Here is an 18720-nt window from a genome sequence, read left to right on the forward strand (position 1 = left end):
TAAGCAGAAACTAACATTATGTGAATAACCCTACGATTTTTTACTTTTTTCATGCGTTGACCCTGCTTTGGTTGGTCCAATCATTACTTCCAAGTTTTGGGTCATCATGCCCTAAAATTATTTTAGGTTTGTTGTTTTTACTAAAAATAAATGGTTTTAATTGCGGATTGTGAAACGTTCCGCAGGCAAACAATTCATTTTTGTCGTTACGGCCTATCATGTCTAAATTAATGTTTAAACTAATGTTTTCTAAATCTACAGGTGGGTTTTCTACAAATTTTTTAGAGCCGGTTAAACCCATTTCCTCAGCATCAAAAGCTGCAAAAATTAAAGTGTGCTCCGGCTTGTTTTTACTAAAATAGGCTGCATAAGCTAAAATGGCACTTATGCCAGAAGCATCATCATCTGCTCCGTTATAAATTACGCCATTTTTAATCCCTAAATGGTCATAATGTGCCGATATAACAATTGCTTTTTCAGATTTACCTTTTATAAAACCAATAATGTTTTTGCCATTTATTTCTTCTCCCTTTCTTGTTTTGAAGCTAAATGGCATTTCATAGTCTTTTGTAAATGCTTGTAAACCTAAAGATTGGAATCTATCTGTAATAAATCTAGCGGCCAATGCTCCGCCTTTAGTGCCTGTAGCTCTGCCTTCGTACTTGTCGCTAGAAATTTCTTTTAAATCGTTAAGTATTTGGGTTTGATTAATTTTATTTGAGCAAGCGTTTAAGGTTAATGTGATGATAATTGCCGGGATGAGTTTTTTTAGCATGATGATTTGTTGTTTTAATTTTAGCATTAAAATTAATGATTCTTTTATTCTAACTATTAACAATGAATTTTACTTCTTCTATCAGTTGTTGTTCCGTAGGTAAATAAAGTCGATATTTACTTGCTATAATTGTTTTATTATTTTCTGGTAATGTTATTTTTACAACGGCGTCATTTTTATCTGCACAAAGTAAAATGCCAATAGTGGGGTTCTCAAAATCTTGCTTTTCAAATCGGTCGTAATAATTTACATACATTTGTAATTGTCCAATATCTTCGTGTTTTAGCTTTGCTGTTTTAATTTCAATAATTACAAAGCATTGCAATAAACGGTTATAAAAAACAAGGTCAATAAAGAATTCGTCTCCGTCTAAGTGAATTCGCTTTTGACGGGCAACAAATGAAAATCCATTGCCAATTTCAAGTAAAAAATCGTGTAAGTGAGTTATTATAGATGTTTCTAAATCCTTTTCATAATATGCGGCATCTCTTCTTAAACCCAGAAATTCTAATATCATTGGATCCTTGATGATTTCTTTGGCATCACTTGGTGGTTTTTCTGCTCTGGCTACAGCTAAAACTGCTTTTACGTCGTTGCTAAGTAATAATCTTTCAAAAAGTTGACTGTTAATCTGTCTTTCCAATTGTCTTGCTTTCCAGTTATTTTTATCAGTTTCTGCAATGTAAAATTCTCTTTTATCCTGATTATCTATACTTAGGAGTATTTTATAATGTGTCCAACTGAATTGCGTCCGCAGTGCGGACGCAATTGGAAATGTGCGGTAAAACTGACGGTTTCTTTCCAGCTGTCTAACCGAAAATCCTGTTCCAAATTGAGGCTGAAACTCGTCAGAAATTGACTTTAGTAAGTGTTTTCCGTACTCAGCTCTGTCTTTACCTTGTTGCTCTTCCTCAAAAATTACTTTTCCAATTTGCCAATACATCAACATTCTTTCAGAATCTACTGAACGGATAGCTCTATCTTTTGCTGTAGCAATGATGCTTTTTATTTGTTGAAATAGACTTTGTTTGATTTCCATTAATTGCTCAATTATTTAGTAGAAGAAGATGAAAATTATATGTAAACAAAAACCTTAATTGTTCTTTTAAATATATGAAATTAAACCATTTTAAATCTCCCTAAAACCAAAAAAGTTCTTCCGTATCAAAACAAAAGAACTTTTTTAAACGATTATAAATTTATTTAAAACGGTGGGTCATCATCATCATTATCCCAGTTTTTAGGTTTAAGAGTAATGCTCTCAAATTGAGAAGAAGGACCTAAACTTGAGAAAGGATCTGCTGCTGAATTTTCTGATGCACTAATGCCGCCAAAATTATCTTCTAAATCGGTAAACTTCACATATTTACCAACAAATCTTAGTGGTACTGTACAGGTTTCACCATTTCTGTGTTTAGCAATAATTACCTCACCAACACCCGCTGTTGGGTTTCCGTTTTCATCTTGGTCTAAACCATAATATTCTGGACGGTATAAAAACAATACCATATCCGCATCTTGCTCAATCGCTCCAGATTCCCTTAAATCGGAAAGCATTGGTTTTTTTGAGCCACCAGGTCTGTTTTCTACCGCTCTACTTAACTGCGAAAGCGCAATAACAGGTACATTTAATTCTTTTGCAACTTGCTTAAGCGCTCTAGAAATACTAGAAATCTCCTGCTCACGACTTCCAGCGCCACCACCTCCGCCTTTTCCGTCGGCTTTACCCTGCATCAATTGCAAATAATCAATAATAATCATTTGAATATCATACTGCGCTTTTAACCTTCGGCATTTAGCTCTGAACTCAAAAACATTAAGTGCGGGAGTATCATCAATAATTAAAGGTGCATCACTTAAATTACCAATTTTAGAGGTTAATTTATGCCATTCCCAATCTTCTAATTGTCCTTTTCTTATTTTTTCTTGCTCAATTTCTGCTTCTCCAGAAATTAAACGATTGGTTAACTGCACAGAAGACATCTCTAATGAAAACACAACAACTGGCTTGTTAAACTGCACTGCAGCATTACGGGCACAGGTTAATACAAAGGCGGTTTTTCCCATCGCTGGGCGGGCAGCTATAATAATTAAATCAGATTTTTGCCAACCGTTTGTAACCCTATCTAATGCTGTAAAACCAGATGGCACACCAGTTAAAGTATCATCTTTACCTCTTAAAGATTCTAACATTTTTAAAGATTCCTTAACAATGTCGTCCATCTTACGCGAATCTCTTCTTAAATTGTTTTGAGCAATATCGTAGAGGTTTTTTTCGGCATAATCTAACAATTCAAAAACGTCACTGGTGTCTTCGTAAGATTGGTTGATGATATCTGTAGAAATACGTATTAATTCGCGTTGAATAAATTTTTGTGAAATGATACGAGCATGATATTCAATATTTGCAGCAGAGGCAACTCGGTTAGTTAATTCCGTAATGTAAAAAGCTCCACCAATCATCTCTAAATCACCATCTTGCCTTAATTGTGCCGATACCGTTAAAATATCAACTGGTGATGATGCAGTAAAAAGTGTTTGGATAGATTTGAATATTTTTTGATGTGCGTCTTTGTAAAATAATTCGGGCTTTAAAATATCAATAACCGCAGAAAGCGCATCTTTTTCTAGCATTAGTGCGCCTAAAACAGCTTCTTCTAAGTCTAAAGCTTGGGGCGGTAATTTACCCAAGCCAGAAACCATACTGGTTAGTCTGCTTCTTTTGTCTTTAGATAAACCTGTTTTATTATTGTCAGCATCAAAACTCATAAATACAAAAATATAGAAAAAATATGTAGATAATTGAAGAGTTATAAACAGCAATCTTAGCTCATTAAAATTCGATTTTATTAGAGGGCATTTAGTCGTCTAATTATCAACAACAACTGTTAACAAAGTGTTTGTAATATTCAAATTTATGCTTTTGAAAGCTTTAAATGGTATGTTAATAAAAATACGGCTTGTTAATAAACATAAAGCTATTGGTATTTAGTATATTTTTCTTAAGCAACAGAAACAGTTTTTGCTTAAATTGCAGCGCTATGATAGAAAGAAGATTTAAAGACGAGCCAAGAGAAGTAAACCAGATGATTTTTGGTATTAGAGCGGTAATTGAAGCTATTAATTCTGGTAAAGATATTGAGTCTTTATTTATACAAAAAGGATTGGTTGGCGGCTTAATTTCTGAGCTTAAAACTTTGTTAAGAACGCATGATATTCCATCGCAGCAGGTACCCATAGAAAAATTAAATAGAATAACTGCTAAAAACCACCAAGGTGTAATTGCTTTTATTTCTCCTATAACCTATCAAAAAATAGAAGATATTATCCCAATTGTTTACGAAAAAGGTGAAGTACCATTAATTTTAATTTTGGATGGTGTTACTGATGTAAGAAACTTTGGTGCAATTGTCCGAACTGCCGAGTGTACAGGCGTACATGCTATTGTTGTCCCTAAAAAAGGTGCAGCACAGGTAAATCCAGATGCGGTTAAAACATCTGCGGGTGCATTGTATAAAATTCCAATTTGTCGCCACGATAGCTTATTACAAGTTCTAAGATTTTTAAAGGATTCTGGATTGCAAATTGTTGGTTGTACAGAAAAAACCGACGATTTAATTTATAAACCAGATTATACCGCACCAACTTGTATTATAATGGGTGCAGAAGATGAAGGAATTTCTTTTGAATTGATGCGTAATTGTGATTATTTAACCAAAATACCAATGGTTGGCGAAATTGCTTCTTTAAATGTTTCGGTTTCTGCCGGAGTTATTTTGTATGAGGCTGTGAGACAGAAGATAGGTTAACTCTCTATTTCTTTTAATTAAGGATTTGGATGATTGAAAAAACATTTATCGATTTAATTTCTTTTTTAAAGAAACCTTCCGACTCCATTTATTTTGCTGAGTCAACTTTCTGGAGGTTTAATTCTTACCTATATAAGAGTGAGGTTAAATATCAGATGGGCAGTTTATATCATATAAAATGGAATTTATTTTTTTGCTTGTTATTACCACTATTAATTAAAAAAGATTTCTAAACCATACATATAAGACTATTACTTATTCTATTACAATTGAAGAAAAACCATTTTTTGATTTTAGTTTAGATCAAATTATTTCAGTAGATAGCATAAACAACAAAATTTATTCTTTAAAATTTATTCAATATTCACTAAATCATGTCTTAGATATGCTTTATAAAAAAGTTAAATATTATTTATACAATGTATTAGTAAATTTAAGTTTTTGAATCTAAGAGCCTGTTTAAAATTTATCTAATAATCTATAAACATTTTTACAATACAAATTTAAACAGGCTCTAAATTCGCGGTTAATAAAGAAGATTTATTAAAATACTGAAAAAGGAATAAGAAATAAAATTCTTCAAAACATTTAAACTCTTTAAAACACATGAAAAATATTGATAAAGAAAGTATAGAAAAAGCATATCAATTATTTGATTCTGGTGATATAGAAAAAATAGAAACCGGAACAACAAATGGATTGCAAGAGATACACAAATACTTATTTGATGGGCTTTATGATTTTGCAGGAAAGGTTCGTAATCATAATATTTCAAAAGGTGGATTTAGATTTGCAACTGCTTTATATCTTAAAGAAGCTTTGTTGGTTGTAGAACAAATGCCTGAATGCACTTTTGAAGAAATTATTGAAAAATATGTAGAGATGAATATTGCTCATCCTTTTATGGAAGGCAATGGACGAACTATGCGAATATGGTTAGATATGCTTTTAAAAAAAAGAATAAAAAAGGTTGTAAACTGGCAGTTCATTGATAAACAACTTTATTTACAAGCAATGGAACGAAGCCCAATTAATACTTTAGAGTTAAGAACCTTACTTTTTGCACATTTAACAGAAGAAATCAATAACAGAGAAATAATATTTAAAGGTATTGAACAGTCGTATTATTATGAGGGGTACAAAAAAGAGGATTAAAAATGTGTTAGCTATCAATCTAAAAACCTAGCATCATTTAATTTAATGAAATTTTCGATTATTAATGGCAGTATTGTAATAAGTTTAAACAAAACAGATCATTTTCCGCAGGGGTTTCTAATGTTTAGAAGCCCCTGCTAAAACAAATTAATATCCTCTAATTCCCATTTCCAAACCCCGTAATTCTGCCAAGCCTTTAAGCCTGCCAATTACAGAATAACCTGGGTAAGTATTTCTATTTACATCATCCAAAATTAAATGACCATGATCTGGTCGCATAGGTATATTTACTATTCCTTTGCCAGATATAGCTCTTTTTTCTTGCTCTGCAACTACAGCTTTCATTATCTCATACATGCTGTTACTGCCTTCTAAATGGGGCGCTTCGTAAAAACTGCCGTTTTCTTCACGTTGTACGTTTCGCAAATGCCAAAAATGTACTTTATTGCCTAACCGTTCAATCATTGCAGGTAAATTGCTTGCTGGGTTTGCACCTAAAGAACCAGTACAAAAAGTAATTCCGTTACTGTCAGAATCAACAGCTTTTACAATAAACTGCAAATCATCCTCATCACAAACAATGCGTGGTAAACCTAAAATAGGGAAAGGTGGATCATCTGGGTGGATACACATTTTCACACCTTCTTCTTCGGCAGTTGGAATAATTCCTTTTAAAAAATACGCTAAGTTTTCACGTAATTCTGTTTTTCCAACTTTGCTGTATTTTTCTAAATGCTCATTAAATTCTGGGATGGTAAAAACCTCATCCGTTCCTGGCAAACCAGCCATAATAGTTTCGGTTAAAAGCTTTATTTCATCCGTTTTTAATTGAGCCAAATAAGTTTTAGCTTTTTCTTGTACGTCGACACTAAACTCTTCAAAAGCCTTCGGGCGTTTTAAAATGTATAAGTCAAATGCTGCCAAAGCAATGGCATCGTAACGTAAAGCAATGGCTTTATCTGGTAAGTTAAAACATAAATGCGTTCTTGTCCAATCTAAAACTGGCATAAAATTGTAGCAAATTACTTTAATGCCCGCTTTTGATAAGTTTTTAATTGTTGTATTGTAACGCTCAATATATAAATCACGGTCGGTAGTACCAGTTTTAATACTTTCGTGGATATTCACACTTTCTACCACAGACCATTTTAAGCCTGCGTCTTCTATCAATTTTTTTCGCCCCAGAATGTCAGCTTCGGTCCAAATTTCTCCACTTGGTATTTGGTGTAAAGCTGTTACAATACCGGTAGCCCCAGTTTGTACAATATCTGCCAATGTAACTTCATCCGCAGGGCCAAACCATCTAAAAGTTTGTTCTAATTTTTGATTCTCGGTGTTCATGTGCTATTCCAATAATTTAATTTCTATTTATAAGAAGAAAACAGATTGTTTTAACGTGTTTTTAGGATAGGTTTTTAATGCTCTAGATGGTCCAATTTGATAAATTAATTTAAAAAAATTATTTCCCTATCACAACGCCAGGTTTATTTACAAGCGGAACTTTACTAAGGTTTGATTCAATAATACTTTCGGGTAAAAAAATAAATTTCTTGTCAAATATTTCTGTACCAATAAAATAGCTTAACAAATATTCGTTATTTAAACCAAAAACTTGTTCGTCTATAGCTTCAATTTTAACAAAAGAATGAGCTTCAATTTTATCTTTTCTATGCCTTAATGTAGATGTTTTAATTTCATCGCCATTTAGTAAGCCATAACCTGTAGATGTTATTAAAACAGTTTCTATGGCAACTTCTTTTAAATTAATAATGTAAACATTCCAAACTTTTGCTTCTGGGGTTTCATTTTCTAAAACTACCGCCATTGCAATATCTTCTACAATATTATCCGGAATATCTTTCTTCATCTTATTTAAAAACGTTTTTTAAAAATCAACTATTTCTTTTTTGCTACTGCTTTTTTGGCTGGAGCTTTCTTGGTAGCAGTTTTCTTAGCTTTTACTTCAAATGCATCAGGTATTTGGTCTGTTATTAGTTTTTTAACATCATCTAAAGAAATTAAGCTTAAATCTTCTGGCGTATATTTCTCTCCACTTGCCGGGTTTTTACCCAACTTAAGCATCTGCTTTCCAAATCTAATAAAAGGGCCCCATCTACCGTTTTCAACCGCAATTTTTTCTTTTTCCCACTGTTGAATGTAGCGGTTTGCCTCTTTTTCAACTTTTGCAGCAATTAATTCATCAATTTCTGCTTTGCTTAAATTTTCAAAATTATAACGGACAGGTACATTAATAAATAGGTCTTTCCATTTCAAGAAAGGTCCAAACCTGCCTCTTCCTTTAGTTACTGGTTCGCCTTTATAGCTTGCAACCGGTGCATCAGCTTCAATTTTTTCTTCAATAATTTCTTGTGCTCTTTTATTATCAACCTCTAAAGCATTTTCGTTTTTAGGGATAGAGATATAAGTTTCTCCCCATTTAACGTAAGGCCCAAACCTTCCAATGCCCACAGAAACTTCTTTATCTTGGTAGCTATCTAAACTAAAAGGAAGTTTAAATAATTCTAAAGCATCTTCTAAAACTATAGATTCTATAGATTGTGACTTTAACAAGCTTGCATAAGTTGGTTTTTCTTCGTCATCAGCTTCACCAATTTGCACCATAGGGCCAAACTTGCCTACTCTGGTATATACATTCTTGCCAGAATTTGGGTCAATACCTAATAAACGTTCACCACTTGCTCTATCAGCATTTAAAAGTGTATCTTCTACCTCTAAATGAAAAGGTTGGTAAAAGTTTTTTAACATGGTAGTCCACTCTTTTAAGCCTTGCGCTATTTCATCAAACTCTTTTTCTACGTTAGCTGTAAAATGAAAATCAACAATTCCTTTAAAATGCTCTACCAAAAAATCATTCACTACGGCACCAATATCTGTAGGGAAAAGTTTTCCTTTTTCGGCACCAGTAATTTCAGATTTTGTGATTTTATTTATTTGACCGTTTTTAAGGCTAATTAATTGGTAATCTCTTTTTTTACCATCTCTTTCTTCTTTAACCACATAACCACGGTTTTGGACTGTGGAAATAGTGGGAGCGTAGGTTGATGGCCTTCCAATACCTAATTCTTCTAATTTTTTAACCAAGGCAGCTTCGCTGTATCTTGCTGGTGGCCTGCTAAAACGTTCGGTAGCATTTAGTTCAAAAAGATTTAATTTTTGTCCTTGGCTTAACGGCGGAAGTATGGCATTATCAGATTTATCGTCTAAATGAGCGTCAGATTCTTCATCTTCATCCTCCATATAAACTTTTAAGAAACCATCAAACTTAATTACTTCACCGTTTGCAGTTAATTCTTCTTTTCTGGTACTGATGCCAATTTTAGCAGTAGTTTTTTCTATAATCGCTTCACTCATTTGTGATGCGATAGCTCTTTTCCAAATTAACTCGTACAAACGTTTCTCAGAAGAATCACCATCGGTTAAGGTATGCCATTCAAAATGAGTAGGTCTGATGGCTTCGTGAGCTTCTTGTGCGCCAGCAGATTTTGTTTTAAAGGTACGTGGCTCTAAATATTTTTGGCCATAAGCCGATTTAATTTCTTGAGCAGCTCCGTCTCTTGCAGTTTCTGATAAATTAACAGAATCTGTACGCATGTAGGTTATTTTTCCTGTTTCATAAAGTTTTTGTGCAACCGTCATGGTGCGAGAAACAGAAAAACCTAATTTTCTACTTGCTTCTTGTTGTAGTGTAGAAGTAGTAAAAGGCGCAGCCGGATTTCTTTTTAAGGGTTTGGTATCTAAAGCGTTTATTTTAAAATCAGCATTTACACAATCTTCTAAAAATTTTTGTGCATCGGCTTCTTTATCAAATTTGCCCGGTAATTCTGCTTTAAATAATTCTTTTTTATCTGTAGAGAAAATTGCTACAACTCTGTAAGCAGCAACACTTTCAAAAGCATTAACTTCTCTTTCTCTATCAACAATTAACCTTACTGCCACAGATTGCACACGGCCGGCAGATAAAGATGGTTTTACTTTTTTCCATAAAACTGGCGAAAGTTCAAAACCTACTAATCTATCTAAAACTCTACGAGCTTGTTGTGCATTAACTAAATCGTAGTTTATTTTACGCGGATTATCAATCGCTTTTAATATTGCAGGTTTTGTAATCTCGTGAAAAACAATACGCTTTGTGTTTTCTTCTTTTAAGCCTAAAGACTCAAATAAGTGCCAAGATATGGCTTCTCCCTCGCGGTCCTCGTCGGATGCTAACCATACAGTTTCTGCAGCTTTTGCTAATTTCTTTAATTCGGCAACTAAAGTTTTCTTATCAGCAGATATTTCGTAATGCTGTTTAAAGCCATTATCTACCTCAATAGCGCTATCATCTTTCTTTAAATCACGAATATGCCCGTAACTTGATTTTACCAAAAAGTCTTTTCCTAAATAACCTTCAATGGTTTTAGCTTTAGCGGGTGATTCTACAATTAGTAAGTTTTTTGCCATTAAGTATTAGATTTTATCGCAAATAAAGGATATTATATGTTGTATCCCAAATTTTAACGCATTAAAGCTGATTTATATTTCGTTATTCAATAAAAGAAAACATTGTTCCGGTTGTTTTTAATAGGATGTTTTAATTTATTTTAATTTGTCTTTAAGCAAAACAAGCCTCTTGATAAAGAAGCTTGTTTGATATTTTAATTACTGTTTACCATTAATTATTCATCATTCTTATAAACGATGCTAATTTATTTTTCATCTCTCTTCTATCAACAATAAAATCTAGAAAACCATGTTCTAAAACAAATTCAGATGTTTGAAAACCTTTTGGTAAATCTTTCTTTATGGTTTCTTTTATTACTCTAGGGCCGGCAAAACCAATTAAAGCGCCTGGTTCGGCAATATTAATATCTCCCAACATGGCGTAAGAAGCTGTTACACCACCAGTTGTTGGGTCTGTTAGTAAGGAAATGTAAGGAATTTTAGCTTGAGATAACAAAGCTAATTTTGCCGAAGTTTTAGCCATTTGCATTAAAGAAAATGCGGCTTCCATCATTCTTGCACCGCCAGATTTTGAAATCATCAAAAACGGAATTTTATGTTTGATAGAGTAATCTATACTTCTTGCAATTTTTTCTCCAACAACAGAACCCATAGAACCACCTATAAAGCTAAAGTCCATACAGGCTATTACCAAATCTTGACCATCAATTTGGCCATGTGCAGCTCTTAAGGCGTCTTTTAAGCCTGTTTTTTTGTAAGATTCTGCTAATCTTTCTGGGTACGATTTAGAATCGGTAAAATTTAATGGATCTCCTGAAGTAAGGTTGCCAAATAATTCAACAAAAGAATTATTATCAAAAAGTACTTCAAAATACTCTTTAGAGCCTACTCTTAAATGATAATTGCAATATTGACAAACGTATTTATTTTCTACTTGTTCTGAGTAATGTAAAGCCTTTTTACAGTTTGGACATTTATTCCATACTCCATCTGGGGCTTCTTTTTTATCCTCTGTAGAAGTAGAAATGCCTTTTGTATTTCTTTTAAACCAAGCCATATTTTGAATTAGTGTGGCTACAAAGAAACAAAATTTTGATGAAATAGTTATAGTATCTGTTTGCTATCGTTTTAAAAACAGCTTAGTTGTTTATTTTGAACTGATTATTATTGCTTCAAATATTTTTTTTAACTTCGAGCCTAAGAAATAATAAATAAAATGAGTTTAAAAGATTTTAAAGGAGTTATTACAGGAGACCAAGTTCAAGAACTTTTTGAAGTTGCAAAAGCAGAGCAATTTGCTTTACCCGCAGTAAATATTATTGGAACTGATTCTTTGAATGCAGTTTTGGAAACAGCAAAAGCGGTTAATTCGCCAGTAATTGTGCAACTATCTAACGGTGGCGCACAGTTTTATGCGGGTAAATCATTACCAAACGATAAATTACAAGCTTGTATTTTAGGTGCTATTTCTGCTGCTCAACACGTACATTTACTAGCAGAACATTACGGCGTTGCTGTAATTTTGCATACAGACCATTGTTCGAAAAAATTATTGCCTTGGATAGATGGATTGTTAGATGCTAGTGAGAAACACTTCGCTTTACATGGTATTCCTCTTTTCTCTTCTCACATGATAGACTTATCTGAAGAGCCAATTGAAGAAAATATAGAAATTTGTAAAACTTACCTTGAGCGTATGAGCAAAATGGGTATGACATTAGAAATTGAATTAGGTGTTACAGGTGGAGAAGAAGATGGTGTAGATAATACCGAAGTAGATTCTTCAAAATTATATACCCAACCAGAAGAGGTTTCTTATGCTTACGAAGAGTTAAGTAAGGTAAGCGACAAATTCACAATTGCAGCTGCTTTTGGTAACGTACATGGCGTTTACAAGCCAGGAAATGTGAAGTTGCAACCAGTTATTTTACACAACTCTCAGGAATACGTAAAAGAGAAATTTGCTTTAACTGCGGCTAAACCAATTAACTTTGTTTTTCATGGTGGTTCTGGTTCTTCACAAGAAGAAATAAGAGAAGCGATTTCTTACGGAGCAATTAAAATGAACATTGATACTGATATGCAGTGGGCAATGTGGGAAGGGGTATTAAATTACTATAAATCAAAAGAAGCTTATTTACAAGCGCAAATTGGTAGCCCAGATGGTGATGATTCTCCAAACAAAAAATATTACGATCCAAGAGTTTGGTTGAGAAAAGGTGAGGAGCAGTTTGTTAAAAGATTAACTGATGCTTTTGCTGATTTGAATTGCTTAGAAGTAAATTCGAAATTGTAAGATTTTCTATAAATATTTGAGAAAGCTGAGCGTAATGCTCGGCTTTTTTTGTTTTGTTTTTAACCACGGAGGTAACGGAGTTTTTTCACAGCGGACACAAAGTTGGTTGTTTTATTAAGTGCTACATTTAAAAAAGATCTGCTTAAATCGGCGAAATCTGCGGGAAAAAAAGCGGAGCTATTTTTTTAACTGCGGAGAACTCGGAGATCACAGAGTTGGGGTGATCTAAAATACTTAAAAAAAATATTTATAAATCTGTTTTATAAAAAAAGCACAAAAAAACAGAGCTGATTTTCACAATTAGCTCTGTTTAAATATCTAAAAAATATTAAATCTACTTCCTCTTTTTTCTTAAATCGAAAGTATAAGGAAATTCTTTATCAGCTTCCACTTTTAACTCTGGTACACTAGTGATATTTGTAGAATATTCTGGATTAACATATCTGTAACCAGCACTAAAATCTTGATTTACGGTTTCTACTGTGTTAATGGCATCACCTTGTGTATGTCCAAAATTAAAGAACCTACTTTCTCTTCGGGCTTCTGCTTCGTAGGAATTAACTGGGTAAGTATCATAACTTCTGCCACCGGGGTGTGCTATATGATAGGTGCAACCTCCAATAGATTTTTTATTCCATAAATCGTAAATATCAAAAACTAAAGGAACATCAACAGGTAAAGTAGGATGCAATGCAGAAGGTGGTGCCCAAGCTTTATACCTAATACCAGCCACAAACTCTTCGTTTTTGCCGGTACTTCTTAACGGAATACGCATTTGGTTACATAAAATAGCATAACGTTCTTCATTAATGCCATTCACTTTTACCTCAATACGTTCTACAGAAGAATCTACAAAGCGGGCAGTACCAGAGCTCGACATTTCTTCGCCCAGCACTTGCCAAGGTTCAATTCCGGTTCTCAATAATAAATCAATTCCTTTTTGTTGTATGGCACCCACCATCGGAAATCTAAATTCAAAAAATGGTTCTAACCATTCGGGGTTAAAATCGTAGCCATCTTGCTTCATTTGGTCGCAAATATCCAATAAATCTTCTTTGATGTAGTGGTGCAACATAAATTTATCATGCAGCTCGGTTCCCCAACGTATGAGTTTGTTTTCGTAAGGTTTTTTCCAAAACCATGCAAAAAGGGTACGTACTAATAATAGTTGTACTAAACACATTCTTTCATCAGGTGGCATTTCAAAAGCTCTAAACTCTAAAATTCCTAATCTGCCGGTTTGCGAATCTGGTGAGTAAAGTTTATCTATACAAAACTCAGCTCTATGCGTATTTCCTGTAATATCAGTTAATAAATGTCTTAAAAGTCTGTCTGTTAGCCAAAATGGAGTCTCTTCGCCTTTTTTAATTTGGTTTAGTGCAATTTCTAGTTCGTATAACTTATCAGGCATCCCTTCATCTATACGTGGTGCCTGACTTGTAGGGCCAATAAAGGCAGTAGAAAATAAGTAGGATAAACCTGGGTGGTTTTGCCAAAAAATCAAAAAGCTTTTTAAAATATCTGGTCTTCTTAAAATTGGGCTATCAGCCGGAGTTGTGCCTCCTAAAGTAATATGATGACCGCCGCCAGAGCCGATATGCCTTCCATCAAGCATAAATTTCTCAGTACCCAATCCAACTTTATTGGCACTATCAAACAGTATTCTATAATTATTTAGTACTTCATCCCAAGTTTTTGCAGGCTGAATGTTTACTTCAACAACTCCAGGGTCTGGTGTAACCACCAATTTTTCAATCCTATTATCGCTTGGTGGATTATAACCTTCAATAATAATTTTCAAAGAAAGTTTAGCTGCAGCATCTTCAATGATAGCTAGTAACTCTAAATATTGTTCAATATGTTTTAAAGGCGGAAAAAACACAAACAACTTACCCTCTCTGGCCTCAATTCCTAAAGCTGTTTTTACAGTCTTAGTTCTAAATTCAGGCTCAAAACCATCTTTTTCTGTTTTTTTCTTTTTAACTACAAAAAAGTCGCCTTCTTTTTCATCTTCCTCAGGTGTATCATATTCTTTTGGGTAAAGCCAATCTTTTGGGATATCATCTAAGTTTGAAGCTTCAATTTTATCAGTATGAATAGTTTGGTGGTAATTTGGTAAGTTTTCTAAAGTTTCAAAAGGGCTGCGTTCAACTTCTTGGTCTCTTTGTGAAGCCACCATTTGTGGTAAAGATTTTAACGGTAACCTTAAACCCATTGGCGAGTTTCCGGGGATTAAAAATAATTGTTTTTGCCTAAATTCCCAAGCACAACTTAACCAATTGCCAATCTCAAAGTTCCATTCTAAAGGCAAAACAAAGCCAATAGGGTTGTTCAATCCGTTTTGTAAAACTGTAGAAAGGGTATTACGCTCTGCAGAATCATTTAAGTTTACCCTTAACGGATTTATGTTGATTGGGAGTTTATCTTCTTGCCATAAATAATAATAAACATCTTCATAAGCTGGCTGAATATAATTTTCATTCAGTTTTAATTTTGCAGATACAGCTTTTAATAATTGCTCTGCATTTTGAAAACTATAATTATAATCTAAGTTAGGGTTGCCATAAACATCTGGTTTACATGTAATAGGAAAATCGTCTTTACGCCAGTAAATTCCGTATTGCCAACGTGGCAAAGCTTCACCAGGATACCATTTCCCTTGTCCAATATGTATCAATCCCTTACCTTCTGCAAAAGATTGATTTAGGTTTTGCGCTAACTGATACGCTTTAATTCTCTTTTCTTCACCATCGGCATCTGTATTCCATTGCTCACTTTCCATATCACTTTTAGATACAAAAGTGGGTTCGCCACCCATGGTTAACCTAACATCTTGTGCTGTAAATTCTTGCTCTACCTGTGCACCAAGACTGTAAATTTTTTGCCATTCCTCATCAGAATAGGGTTTAGTTACTCGTGGGTCTTCATGTATGCGATACACATTATTGGCAAAACTGAACTCAACTTCGGCAGGTTCTGTAAAACCGGTAATTGGCGACGCACTAGAAGGGCTAGGAGTGCAGCAAAGCGGAATATGACCTTCGCCAGCAAATAAACCTGAGGTTGCATCTAAACCTACCCAGCCAGCACCCGGTATAAAAACTTCGCACCAAGCGTGTAAATCTGTAAAATCTTCTTCTGGTCCAGATGCCCCATCTATGGATTTTTTATCTGGTTTCAACTGTATTAAATAGCCTGATACAAAACGAGTTGCTAAGCCTATTTTTCTTAAAGCTTGTGCCAAAACCCAAGCAGAATCTCGGCAAGAGCCTAAAGCTTTTATTAAAGTTTCTTCTGGCGTTTGTATGCCCGGCTCTAAACGGATGGTGTAATTTACATCTCTGTATAGTTTTGCGTTTACGGCTACCAAAAAATCAATGGTACTTTGGTTATAAAACTGCTTAATATCTTCAACCCATTTATTTAGGGTTTTACTATCGTCGTTAATTTCAAAGTAAGGTGCTAGTTCCTTTTGTAGAGCCTCATCATAAGTAAAAGGGAATTTTTGTGCATACTTTTCTAAAAAGAAATCGAAAGGATTAATCACTTTCATTTCTGCAACTACTTCAACATCAACCTTAAACTCTGTTATTTTATCAGGAAAAACTACGCGAGCCAAATAATTGCCAAAAGGGTCTTGTTGCCAATTTATGAAATGATTTTCGGGCGTTATTCTTAGCGAATATGCTAATATCGGCGTACGAGCATGAGGAGCAGGCCTTAATCTGATCACCTGTGGAGACACAGCTATAGGCTTATTGTATTTGTAACCTGTACTATGTTTTATTGCTGCATGTATAGCCATAATGTGTAATTGTAAATGTTTTCTATTTTATTTTGCGGTTGTTTGCAAAAAAATATGCTTTTTGATTTTGTATGTAAATAGCTAATAAATTAATGAATTTTCAAATTATTTTGATTATTTATTATCAGTATAACAAATTTTCTTTCTTTTTTTGATAAATGAATTTGATTTAAAGTTTTTTGTTGCTCAATTTTTAATCTAAAAAATCTGAAACATAAATTGAAGATTTTAAAATTTTTAATGAGTATAATGTAATAATTTTAAGCGGATTTTTAATTTAATAGTTAACATTATGAAACTTAATTTTATATGTTTGTAGCAAAACATTATTAAAATGACTTTTTGTTTAGGAATAAAAGTGAGAACGGGATTGGTAGCAATTGCAGATACCAGAATTACATCTGGCACAAACAGCACCACATCAAAGAAAATAAGTACACACCAAATTGGTAAAAACAGTTTTTTTGTGATGACATCGGGCTTACGTTCTGTTAGAGATAAAACGGTTACCTATTTTGAAGAAGAGCTTTCTGAAAAGGAATTTACTTTTAATAAACTCTACAAAGCAGTTAATGCATTTGGAGACCAATTAAAAAGAGTTTCAAAAGAAGATAAAGAAGCATTGGCATCATCGGGTTTGTATTTTGATTTGCATACCATAGTAGGAGGTCAATTAGCTGATGATGAAACACATAAGCTTTTTATGTTATACCCACAAGGTAATTGGATAGAAATAGGAGAGGCTACCCCTTTTGCTATTATTGGAAATACAGGTTACGGACAACCCATACTAAATAGAGCCTTAACTTACGAATCTACTTTACGTTATGCACTTAAAACTGGGTTTTTATCATTTGATTCAACCAGAGTTTCTGCAAGTGACGTGGGGTATCCGGTAGATATTGTGATTTATAAATCTGGTACATACCAATTAGTAGAACAACGATATACTCACGCAGATTTAAAATATTTAGCAGTAGAATGGGCAAATAAGCTTAAGGCATCTGTAAAAGATTTACCAGAAGATTGGATGGATAGGTTGTTGCTAGATGAAGAAATTGAACCAGGTTTTAATCTGATTACCTAAAAATTGTGTATAAATAAAGTTAATCTTCTTTTTTTAAATACCCTTTTATGTCAACATCAACTTCTTGCCCAACTTTGCGGTAGATAATATCAGGTGCTTCAATTTTGTAGTTTGCGCTAAGGAGTTTAAAACTACTTTCAAAAAATATTTTATTGTCTTTTACGCTTACAATACAGTCAATATTCTTAGCTCTTTCAACTCCGTGAATGCTAAAACGACCATCTAAAGATAATTTATAAACGCCATCGGTGTTCAAATCTAGTTTATCTTTAAACTTTCCTTTAAAAGTAGCTGTTGGGTATTTATTACTTTCTATATACTTTTCGTTAAAGTGAGTTTGCATTAAAGCCTTTTTAAAAGTAAAAGAATTGATTAAAATCTCTACCTCAACATCCTTCTTTGCTAAGTTTAATTTTACTTTGGCTGTGTTTGTTATTGCCTCAATATCCACAATTGGTGCTGGAGAAAAAAAATGGACATAAACCTCGCTTGCGGTATAGGTTTGCGCTTTTACTACAAAACTTGTAACTATTAATAAATAGGTTAAAATATGTCTCATATAATATGGACTAAATATATCTAAAAAAGACGATTAATGATTGTATTTACTTATAATTTTCATAAGAAAGCTTATTTATTATCTTTGAGGTATGAAACCAATAATATCACCTTCTATACTATCGGCTAATTTTGCAAATCTTGAAGAAGACATACTAATGCTCAATAAAAGCGAAGCAGAATTGATACATGTTGATGTTATGGATGGGCAATTTGTTCCAAATATATCATTTGGTTTCCCAGTAATTGCGGCTGTTAAAAATTTTGCCAAAAAACCTTTGGACGTTCATTTAATGATTGTTGAACCTGATAGGTATTTAAAAGAATTTAAAGCTGTTGGTGCAGATATTATTACCGTACATTACGAAGCTTGCACACATTTACACCGTACTATACAAGCCGTTAAAGAATTGGGTTGTAAAGCTGGTGTGGCTTTAAACCCACACACACCTGTAGTTTTGCTTAAAGATATTTTAGCAGACTTAGATATGGTTTTAATTATGACGGTAAACCCCGGCTTTGGCGGACAGAAGTTTATTGAACATAGCTATCAAAAAATTAGAGAACTTAAAGCTATGGCAAACGAGTTAAATCCTGATTTAATGATTGAAGTAGATGGAGGCGTAAACACTCATAATTCTTTGGCTTTGTTAAAAGCAGGTGCAAATGTTTTAGTTGCTGGTAATGCCGTTTTTGGTTCAAGCAATCCTATGCATACCATTGCCGAGTTAAGAAATATTTCTCCAGATATTTTATCAGCCTAAGTGCTAA

14 protein-coding genes are annotated in these 18720 nt (G+C 33.5%); 5 read left to right on the top strand and 9 right to left on the bottom strand.

Annotated features, from left to right (window positions below; genetic code table 11):
- Positions 1 to 49 precede the first annotated feature (49 nt).
- The 3 genes from ACFSSE_RS17030 to dnaB all read right to left on the bottom strand — a co-directional run bounded on the left by ACFSSE_RS17030 (position 50) and on the right by dnaB (position 3544).
- Positions 50 to 775, bottom strand: a complete 726-nt coding sequence (locus ACFSSE_RS17030; protein WP_379044071.1) for a M20/M25/M40 family metallo-hydrolase — start codon at positions 773 to 775, stop codon at positions 50 to 52.
- 49 nt (positions 776 to 824) lie between these two features.
- Positions 825 to 1814, bottom strand: a complete 990-nt coding sequence (locus tag ACFSSE_RS17035) for a PDDEXK nuclease domain-containing protein (RefSeq protein ID WP_379044068.1) — start codon at positions 1812 to 1814, stop codon at positions 825 to 827.
- 164 nt (positions 1815 to 1978) lie between these two features.
- On the bottom strand, positions 1979 to 3544 hold the full coding sequence (gene dnaB, locus ACFSSE_RS17040; protein ID WP_379044065.1) for a replicative DNA helicase: 1566 nt from the start codon (positions 3542 to 3544) through the stop codon (positions 1979 to 1981).
- Positions 3545 to 3816: 272 nt separating this feature from the next.
- Here dnaB and rlmB point away from each other — a divergent pair, with 272 nt between their 5' ends.
- Together rlmB and fic are read left to right on the top strand one after the other, a co-directional pair.
- Positions 3817 to 4584, top strand: coding sequence for a 23S rRNA (guanosine(2251)-2'-O)-methyltransferase RlmB (gene rlmB / locus ACFSSE_RS17045; RefSeq protein ID WP_379044062.1), 768 nt, complete (start codon positions 3817 to 3819; stop codon positions 4582 to 4584).
- Positions 4585 to 5190: 606 nt separating this feature from the next.
- A complete protein-coding gene (gene fic, locus ACFSSE_RS17050) occupies positions 5191 to 5739 on the top strand; it encodes a protein adenylyltransferase Fic (protein WP_379044059.1) in 549 nt (182 codons plus the stop codon).
- Between the two features lie 147 nt (positions 5740 to 5886).
- Here the strand turns inward: fic and uxuA are convergent, their stop codons facing one another.
- The 4 genes from uxuA to accD all read right to left on the bottom strand — a co-directional run bounded on the left by uxuA (position 5887) and on the right by accD (position 11260).
- Positions 5887 to 7080, bottom strand: coding sequence for a mannonate dehydratase (gene uxuA, locus ACFSSE_RS17055; protein WP_379044056.1), 1194 nt, complete (start codon positions 7078 to 7080; stop codon positions 5887 to 5889).
- A gap of 118 nt (positions 7081 to 7198) precedes the next feature.
- Positions 7199 to 7606, bottom strand: coding sequence for a hypothetical protein (locus tag ACFSSE_RS17060; RefSeq protein WP_379044053.1), 408 nt, complete (start codon positions 7604 to 7606; stop codon positions 7199 to 7201).
- Positions 7607 to 7635: 29 nt separating this feature from the next.
- Entirely contained in the window at positions 7636 to 10203 is a 2568-nt protein-coding gene (gene topA / locus ACFSSE_RS17065) for a type I DNA topoisomerase (RefSeq protein ID WP_379044050.1), read from the bottom strand.
- A 211-nt stretch (positions 10204 to 10414) separates the two neighbouring features.
- Positions 10415 to 11260: an acetyl-CoA carboxylase, carboxyltransferase subunit beta gene (gene accD, locus ACFSSE_RS17070; RefSeq protein WP_379044046.1), complete on the bottom strand. Its 846-nt coding sequence runs from the start codon at positions 11258 to 11260 to the stop codon at positions 10415 to 10417.
- A 159-nt stretch (positions 11261 to 11419) separates the two neighbouring features.
- Between accD and fbaA the strand changes: the two genes are divergently transcribed.
- On the top strand, positions 11420 to 12499 hold the full coding sequence (gene fbaA / locus ACFSSE_RS17075; RefSeq protein WP_379044043.1) for a class II fructose-bisphosphate aldolase: 1080 nt from the start codon (positions 11420 to 11422) through the stop codon (positions 12497 to 12499).
- 334 nt (positions 12500 to 12833) lie between these two features.
- Here fbaA and ACFSSE_RS17080 read toward each other — a convergent pair whose 3' ends face one another.
- A complete protein-coding gene (locus tag ACFSSE_RS17080) occupies positions 12834 to 16304 on the bottom strand; it encodes a transglutaminase family protein (RefSeq protein ID WP_379044040.1) in 3471 nt (1156 codons plus the stop codon).
- A 334-nt stretch (positions 16305 to 16638) separates the two neighbouring features.
- Here ACFSSE_RS17080 and ACFSSE_RS17085 point away from each other — a divergent pair, with 334 nt between their 5' ends.
- Positions 16639 to 17391: a peptidase gene (locus ACFSSE_RS17085; protein WP_379044037.1), complete on the top strand. Its 753-nt coding sequence runs from the start codon at positions 16639 to 16641 to the stop codon at positions 17389 to 17391.
- A gap of 19 nt (positions 17392 to 17410) precedes the next feature.
- Here the strand turns inward: ACFSSE_RS17085 and ACFSSE_RS17090 are convergent, their stop codons facing one another.
- A complete protein-coding gene (locus tag ACFSSE_RS17090) occupies positions 17411 to 17950 on the bottom strand; it encodes a YceI family protein (RefSeq protein ID WP_379044034.1) in 540 nt (179 codons plus the stop codon).
- A 91-nt stretch (positions 17951 to 18041) separates the two neighbouring features.
- On the opposite strand from ACFSSE_RS17090, the gene rpe reads away from it, so the two are divergent.
- Positions 18042 to 18713 carry a ribulose-phosphate 3-epimerase gene (gene rpe, locus ACFSSE_RS17095; protein ID WP_379044031.1) on the top strand — a complete coding sequence of 224 codons (672 nt, stop codon included), beginning with the start codon at positions 18042 to 18044 and terminating at the stop codon, positions 18711 to 18713.
- Positions 18714 to 18720: the final 7 nt, after the last annotated feature.

This window comes from Pedobacter alpinus (assembly GCF_042684645.1).
Lineage (GTDB): Bacteria > Bacteroidota > Bacteroidia > Sphingobacteriales > Sphingobacteriaceae > Pseudopedobacter > Pseudopedobacter alpinus.